Here is an 8656-nt window from a genome sequence, read left to right on the forward strand (position 1 = left end):
TTCCGTTCGTCCGGCCAGCGGCGACGGCGTTCAACGCCAATCAGGATTTCCTGAGCCATATTTACCTCCCGAACGACGTCAATAACGACGTCGTTAACGACGGTAAGTTACCAGTCACAATCCTCAGTCATAAGGCGGCCTCAAGCGGCCGATTACCGATTACTGATGTCGCGGGCTAGCGCAGAATTGAGGGATGGACAGGTGAATTCCAGTACCCCGCCACCAGATAATATGGCTCTCTTGGGGCATGGAGGATGTGCACGGAAAAATCGGTGACCTGCAGGCCGCTCTCGCGGCATCTGAGGCTGCCCGTCGGGCGGCCGAAGCCATGGTGACCCATCTGAAGTTACCAGTCACAATCCTCAGTCATAAGGCGGCCTCAAGCGGCCGATTACAGCAGAACGGATTTGTCGAAAGCTTCAATGGTAGGCTAAGGGATGAATGTCTCAACGAAACGCTGTTCACGTCCCTGACGCATGCCCGCCAGATTCTGGCTGACTGGCGGGAAGACTACAATACGGTGCGCCCACATTCCCAACTGGATGGCAGGACACCGGATCAGGTCGCCAGACAAGCGTCTCGGGGGCATGCCCCCGAGACGCTTGTCATCCCATCAACCCCAAACCATAAAAACCGGAAACTCTCTTTTTGAGTGGTAACAAAAAGGGGGGCACGTCAAGAGCTTTGGAACTACCTATTTTTTACTCAACATAATGCTGCGCAAATTATCATCTAATATTGCGAACCATCCTGCCGGCCAAAAAGAATTATAATATTGATTCCATAAATTTTCTGCAGACGAGTTTTTTTCTGCATTCGCAATTAAGGTTGTATTCGCTCCATGTCCACTTGGATCCATACGATGAGGAAATTTACCCAATAAATCAGCCTCATGTGCACCGGGACTGGCTAACAGTCGCTGCCATCCATGACCGATAACATGTTGGAAATCCCATTCTCCTACATGGGAAGGAAGAAGAGGCAAGGAATCATCAATAAACGATAGACATGCATTATGCACGTTCTGCAAAAATAATCTCTGATCATGTGTATATGTATCTTTTGCATATATCTCCTGAAATCCTAAGAAGTTTCTCTTTAGACCGATAATAGTCGGATGATTGGCACTTATAAGAATTTCTAATAAAGATAAAGATTCACTAACGACATCACACGGCTTGTTCAATGAAGGTAGACAATAAGGAAAAGGCTTAGAACTCCTATTTTTACGATTAAAGAAATACCCTTCTGCAGGAATGGAAGATGGAATCTTTTGGTTAGCTGAGGCATTTAGACCAAAAAACAACGCCGAAGTAGAAACGTTACTATCAATAGAACGGATGATTTGATCAATGGGTTTGATCAAAGTGCCTGACCAGCCAAAGTCTACAATAGATATCCTTTTGTTTTTACCTAACGGTATATTTCTATTGTAATACATTTTCATATAATTAATATTTTTATTTGCTTTTTTCTTAATTACGGGAGCAAGTTCCCTAATAAGGGGCATTAAACGGTTACGAACCTGAAGTGATTCGGAATTGAAATCATTCCCGGAAAATAGTTTATCATGAGCGCTCTTGAAACCATACTTTTGAATATACTCTCTATAGTCTTCTTCAGATAAATTGTACACATCCATATATTCCGCTAGATTAGAATTTATGGAGAAAAGAAGATTATGTGAGAAACGTATTATGTCTTCATGTGTGCGCAGGTGTGCTCCATAAAGAAGACGGCGCGATGCAGCAACGTAGCAGGCATCGGCATTAAGATTTAAGTGACGTTTAATCCGTTTAAATGCCTCAAACGGGAGCAGACCATCACGGGCCAAAAAGACAATCTGATCAATAGATGTTCTTTGGGCCTGGCTTGCAATCCATCCCGTAAATCCAAGGATAAGTGGTCCTACCAATTCATAGCCGATATACCGGGCAAACTTTTCTTCCCAGGATATATCTTCATGCTCGATTTTCGTTCTATGAACATGGGCCAGTCCCATTGCTACCGATGTCGTAATGTTGGCCGCATTAACCAATGGATTTATACTTATCTGCTGAAAAAAGGGTCGCGCGTCGCTACCTTCCTGATAGTGAATCGCCTGCCAGCCAACAGATTCCGGATTCAGTTTATCGGAACCATGATTATCCCCAATATGTAGAATCCGGTTTCCATTACATCCAGTCTGTTTTTCTACAATAGCAAATAACTCTCGGTTCCATTTTCCTGCTTGATGTTCCCCGGACACATAGACTTCAGATTTCTGATACCCATTGTTGGTCAATACATCTTGCAGGAAAAGAGCAGGAAGATACATATCACTGACAAATATAACTTTTTTTCCTGCTTTATTAGCCAAGTCAGCCCACTTCAGTATTTGAGGATTAGATTTTAGAACATCGGCCTCAATTCTCAGCTCTTCTTTCATCAATTCAAGAGTGTCATGACTCTGCAACTGAAGTTTTTCTTCAATCACGTCATAAATGTCCTGCAAAGTAATTTCATGCGTATCATGAGTAGCATGCTTACGTGTGCGTGCCTCTCTTTCAGCCCAATAACGGATATCAGAAAGTTGATACGGCACGCTTTTAAACCTGCCAGAAAATTTATTATTCCAGATCGTAAATACTGATAATGGATGTCCCACTGTCCGAAATAATGCTGTATCAAAAATATCGAATGAGATAACATCTACCGTAGCAAGCCGCTGCGTAAACTCAGCATCAGACGTGCCATGAAACTGCTCCCGCCCAGGTGGAACATAGGGGCTAGGCAGAATAGCAGATATATCACCAAACGCCTGTTGAGATAATTTCCAAGGCAGACGCGAATCAACGGACCGTTTTTCGTTCTGTTCAGTCATCTGGTGTAAGAAGAACTGAACAGGGCCATCAGCTTCTTTCTTAGCCTTTGGATTGTGGTCCAAAAACCAGTTCACATCAAACAGAGGGTGCGGATTGTACTGTTTTTTCCACCCAATTGTTGCAAAATGCACGTACGGCGAGAGTCCACTTTGTGCAACTTCTGCATACTGTTGCACGTACCATGTCGCATCAAACCATTCCACCATCTCATCTGGCGTCGGAAAATGATAAAGATGTGAACGATCCGCATGTTGCGTAGTTTGGGGCGTATTCTGAGGCGGCAAAGCAGTCGGACGCGCCGGTCGTCCCTCTTTCTGGCCATACTCAATATAATGCAGATAGGGGTTGATACCGGCCTGTGCGACATCTGGGTTCTGCAGTAAGTACCAATCCACGTCGAAGTGCGGGCTTGGGTTACGGTTTTCTCGCCAACCATGCTCTAAAAAATGGATATAGGGATTTACATTAGCCTGGGCGACATCTGGGTTATTCTGTAGGTACCATTGCGTATCAAAAAGTGGATGAGGGTTACGTTTTTCCTGCCAACCGTACTCATTAAAATGCCGCACAGGCTCGGCCTTCGCCTGAGCAACATCAGGATAGACGCTTCGATACCAGTCTGGATCAAATGCTACCTTCCAATCAGATGGAAAATTCTTTTTCTTTTTTATCATCCTCGCAACGTTATTTGCAATGTATTTATAACTCATTTTCTTAGCCATACTTCTGCACCTGAAGAAATTCTTTAATACACTGGGATGTTATCGTTTTTAAATTCTTTCTTTTCCTAATTTACTTATTACATTGCAAATATGATCTAAATTACCTGAAGCAAGCGAACCTTTTAAGATAGAGTTCTTTATAAATGGAAAGTCATTATCCAATAATATATCCCAAAGATCGTGCGAAGCATTTAAGTTCTTTTTCTGAAGGAACATATCTTCGCGCCACTTTTCTGCACGATTTTTCTTATACTCTTTTTTTATAAGAGATTTATAATCCCATATCGCCGACATTGGAACTTTCTGTTGCTGCATCCATCTGGAGAAACCGTATTCTTGACTATTGATGACAAACCATTTGTTGTTATGAGGACGATAATGATTCCAAAAACCACTCCAACTACGTGAGCCAACAACAGATGCCCCACAATAAACAAAAAATGACTGTAGATGCCAAAAATGCTGCCATCCATCAACAGCACCAGTAATTCCATCCTGTTGAAGGCGGCACCGATCGAGGATTTTTTTCAACCCTTGGCCTAGATAAGTAACACTATCGTTAGCCAATAAAATAGGCGAGCCAGGAAATTTGTTATCTAGGAGTTTAACGGCTTGGGAAAACAGACCCCAATCGTAAGCACGATTATCGGTGCATAGGATACGCCAGACATATTTTTTTAATGATGCTATGTCTTTGGCAGCTAGCGTCTGACTATTCGTCAAGAAAAAAATACAAAGTCCTTCTTTGTGTAATGCATCCAGATAATCAAAAACATAGGGCTGAATCGTATCATGTCTGTCATAGTGCACAAACAAGCAGATCTCCTGCCCTCTATGCGGTGGTAAGCCTACAACTATATCTTTCTTGATAATTTCGTTATGGAAAGATCTCAGCATCTCGTTGCGTGCAAAAAGGGCTTCCTTCCCCAATTGCCTTGAAAGCTCAAGACACCAGCCATTACGCCCCGGAGGCACAACAATGGTAGAGTGTGCTCCACCTGAATGAGCAGAATATGTTTCCAGCCATTGTTTCGTAGAGAACAATGGGGAAGGATCGCGTAAATTATTTCTATCCTGCCGACAAAAATGCTCCAAACATGTCATGTTCTGAGGCATTTCATGCTGATATTTTTCTCGATAGAATTTAACATCGAATAAAATATTTGGTCCCACCTCATCCTGTCGATCAATACACTCGCGCGTAGAAAGTGACCAGTTACCACACGCCTGGCGTATCCAATCCAAGTCAATCATAGGGTGAGGAGAAGAATTACCGTACATTGAGAGATACACCCATCTAAACAGAATAATGAATATTTTACGAATTGGGAATCAATATGAAGCAATTCCCAAATATTTTTGATAATGCTCGAGGATCGGTATTTCACCATTCCCACAAAAGTCATCTTCTAGGTATATTTTATTCCAGAAATTTGCAGAAAATATGATTTCGTTCATCTTAACCGCTAATAGGGCTGCTTGAGCTTCTTTTAGTGGGTAAGAGGCTTTAGTAATTTCAGGACCATATATAGAGATCATCTCTTTGAAATAATTTTCGATCCCATCATATATCATATCAAAATAATGAAAATTGTCCTGTGCCATTCTTTTTTCTTTATAAATCGGATTTATTTTATAAAAATTATCAGAATTTGAGCAATTATAATCCACAACTTGTCCATGTGGCGCCGTCATAAAGCCTTCAAGAAGGACAGACATTGCCTTCACTGCACATTGCGGATCCGAATTTTCATTATTGAAACAACCAAATGCTTCTCCACCCGCTGTTTTATTAACATCTGCAACTTCTGGAGTAGTGGACATATAATATCCGGAAACGCCTCGATTGATTATTTTTTGAAAAGCTTTCTGTATTGTGCCGCTATATCCAATATCAACAATGGCAAGCCCCTCCTGATGCAGGAGGCCTTCCTGTCGCAGATATTGGGTCATACGGCTTAGTTTACCCGCACCATCTAGTACGATGTCATGCCGAATCTTATCCAAACAATAGGCAACATAAGCCCTATCACGTGGTAGGCTGACAACCGTATTCAAAAACTCTTCCGGACGGTCAAGTTCAAACCCAATCCGATTTTTAAGGAGATCGGCAATGGTCATTTCAGATGCCTGACTACCAAGAATCAGTCCATCATCATAATTAATTCCCTGGAGAGCTGAGAGAGAAACATTCCGCGAAATCTCAAGATAAACTGCCGGTGGTAGGTGACTGGCATCACCTCCCAGAGCTTTCCGCATTGCTACATAATATTTATGAAGAAAATATCCTTCTCTTGCCAAGAAGGCTATCTTTGTTATTCCTTTAAACGTAGGATGATTAATCATCCAAGTCATAAAACTAAAAAATACTGGCCCTAAGATATTGCAACCGATATCTTCGAAATTACCCATATGGATAGGCCTGAACTGCCTATTCTCTAGAGATAGGCTTCTCCCGAAACGCGCAACGGGAACGCCCAGGAGCAAACCTTCCTGCCAAGTAATTCGGCGTTTTTTCCAATTTAGTGGCATGGGATAACCACGCAGCTCTGCCAGCAATGGAGCCGCTATCACGTGTAAAGCATTAATGGAGCGTACGATCGGCAAATGAACGTCTGATTCAAAATTATCGCCTGTATGGAAAAGGGTGTTACCTTCCTGCTGATCTTGTAGTACGATATCCCAGATCTGCCCCTGGTCTTTGCGAGCCTCACGGTGAGAAGATATATAAAGCTCGCTGAAATATCCGTACATATTCCATTTTTTCAAAACCTTCTCAAAGAACTCCAGCGGCATATAGGTATCGCTTACCAAGATAACGCGGCGTGAACGATCCTTGGCACGCTGGAGCAATTCGACGATCCCGTCACGAGGCATCAAGACCCGTTCTTCGATCTGGAGTTCCAGGTCGAGGGCTGTCGTGACAACATTGACGGGCCAATCACAGACATCCGCAAAATGGTCATATATATCGTAGATATCGACATCGCCCTTTGTCAACTTCTGACGGGCACGTGCTTCTGCAGCTTTGCGGTAATGGTAAAATTCATTTTCGCTATATTTTCCAAACCGACAACGCAGTACATGACCTATATATAAATGGATGTCGTCTGGCGTCGTAGCTTTACGGCAAAATACAGTATCGTAAAAATCAAAAGAGATCGTATCGAAGTGATCGATCGCATAACGCATTGCCGGAATATAGTCTTCATACTTATGAAGGTTCTTTTCGGTCCAGCCATCACGATAGAGGCCGCAGTCATAGTCCAGTTCCATAGGGTAGAAAGACTGGCTTTCCACGAACGTTCCTAATCCACGTTCGATAACATGTGGTACGGTTCCGTCATGACCTGCCGGTTCTTCCTCAAAATCTGTATATGCCCAAGGATATTCGAGCAGTGGCCGCAAGGCTTGGGTCCGAGCCCAGAACATTGATCCAACAGAAAAATCCTGCATCCCTCTGGATGGGACATGATCAATCCCCAGCTTTTCCAGCATGCTGGGTATCATGTGAGCGCAACCCAGCCAATCATGAGCCCAGTGGCCAAAATCGGCAAATGTTGAAGGTAAGGCTACACCAAATTTCCTGTTATTCTGGTCACCCAAACGGTTGATAATAAAAGAGGTATATCCGCGGTTCGCGAGCAGGCTTTTGAAAAGATGATCTTTCCATCCCGTCTGTTCGTTTCCGGTTCTTAGTGACTTCTTACTGTGAATATGCAGCATAACGTCGTAAGTCAGCAACTCGCGACGGAATTCCACCAAGAAGGGGCCAAAATTACGACCACGATTTTGCCCTATTACAACCTTCAGATCGCAATCCAGACCGTATTTTTTAACGACACTCGTAAATTTCTTGGCAATACCTGCATCGGGAACAGTTACAAACAGCGCAAAATGACCACTGATATTATTAAGATATCGACATATTTCTTCAGACATATCCGCATAAAAAATATGCAGGGCTACAGCAACCCGTATATGCTTGTTCCGTTCTTCAGATTCTATTCTATCCGAAGAAGCTAGGTTCCGTGTAGCATGATGGGGCAGCAAAACACTATAAGCGTGACGGTGTTCTGCTTGCCCATGGTTTAGAAAATGGTGCAGCGGTTCCTGACCAGCTTCCCTTACATCGGGGTAAGCATCAAGGTATGCCTCAGGATCAAACAAAGGTCCGGGCGTGCGCCTTTCCGCTGCGCCATCCTCGCAATAGTGAAGGAATGGGTCTATCCCTGCTGAGAGAACATCCTGATTTTTTTTCAAATACCACTGCGGATCAAAATATGCATTAGGTTGTATTCCGTTAAATCGTCCAAAATTTATATAATTATCAAATAAGTTTGAATAATTTTTCTTTATGTAAGGAACCTGCGTTGCATACCAATCAGAATCAAAATATTTCTTGAGAGCCTTTTTCTGTTTTTTTGAAAAATCTCTACGTTTTTTTTTAAACGAAAGGAACTTTTTCAAAAATACCGACGAAAAAATCATAATGCAGGCTTCCAACAGAAAATCATAGAATTTTAATGATAAACCGTGGGAAAAGCAAAGACAAATTTCAAGATGTTGATCTTCAAATTATATAATATCTGATTGTTGAGTATATAATTCAGAGGATATTATGCACTTTTTTGTCCAATTGGTGTAGTGAGGAAGAATGACGATCCTATACAGATCGTAATCCTCTAACGTATCAGATACTGAAAAATTTCTGGTCGTCATATTCAGGCTGAACTTGTGACGGTTTTGTGCCGGTCATCTGGGCGTTTTAAGCTCGTATCAGGAGACCGATAAGACCATGAAGCATACGGAAATTCCAAGCGCAAGGCCGTGAGGATAGCGTTGAGCAGTAGGCTGTTACGCGCGCACGTTGCGTGCCGACGTGGCTATTGGTAAATAATGGATAGTGGATTACCCTTCAGGCAAGTCGGCATCCGGGTCTCAGTGCCCGATCCGAAAGTTTTTGAACAATACCAGCCTGTTGTGATTCATCCGTCTTTACGAAGAGATGGAGTGAATGGTGACATGGACTGGTATTGCCCGACGTGAACATAGCCGGGAAGGGCTGCG

At 42.9% G+C, this 8656-nt stretch carries 4 protein-coding genes; 1 reads left to right on the forward strand and 3 read right to left on the reverse strand.

Annotated features, from left to right (window positions below; all coding sequences use genetic code 11):
* Positions 1 to 247: 247 nt before the first annotated feature.
* Positions 248 to 652, forward strand: coding sequence for a transposase (locus tag F1542_RS17265; RefSeq protein ID WP_408886259.1), 405 nt, complete (start codon positions 248 to 250; stop codon positions 650 to 652).
* 42 nt (positions 653 to 694) lie between these two features.
* Here the strand turns inward: F1542_RS17265 and F1542_RS16520 are convergent, their stop codons facing one another.
* Genes F1542_RS16520 through F1542_RS16530 form a run of 3 tightly spaced genes read right to left on the reverse strand, consistent with a single transcriptional unit; the run spans position 695 to position 8077 of the window.
* On the reverse strand, positions 695 to 3586 hold the full coding sequence (locus F1542_RS16520) for a hypothetical protein (RefSeq protein WP_193733961.1): 2892 nt from the start codon (positions 3584 to 3586) through the stop codon (positions 695 to 697).
* Positions 3587 to 3634: 48 nt separating this feature from the next.
* Positions 3635 to 4867 carry a hypothetical protein gene (locus tag F1542_RS16525; protein WP_193733962.1) on the reverse strand — a complete coding sequence of 411 codons (1233 nt, stop codon included), beginning with the start codon at positions 4865 to 4867 and terminating at the stop codon, positions 3635 to 3637.
* 51 nt (positions 4868 to 4918) lie between these two features.
* Positions 4919 to 8077, reverse strand: a complete 3159-nt coding sequence (locus F1542_RS16530; protein ID WP_193733963.1) for a rhamnan synthesis F family protein — start codon at positions 8075 to 8077, stop codon at positions 4919 to 4921.
* Positions 8078 to 8656 lie beyond the last annotated feature (579 nt).

The sequence above is a fragment of the Komagataeibacter sp. FXV3 genome, from assembly GCF_015155755.1.
Taxonomy (GTDB): domain Bacteria; phylum Pseudomonadota; class Alphaproteobacteria; order Acetobacterales; family Acetobacteraceae; genus Komagataeibacter.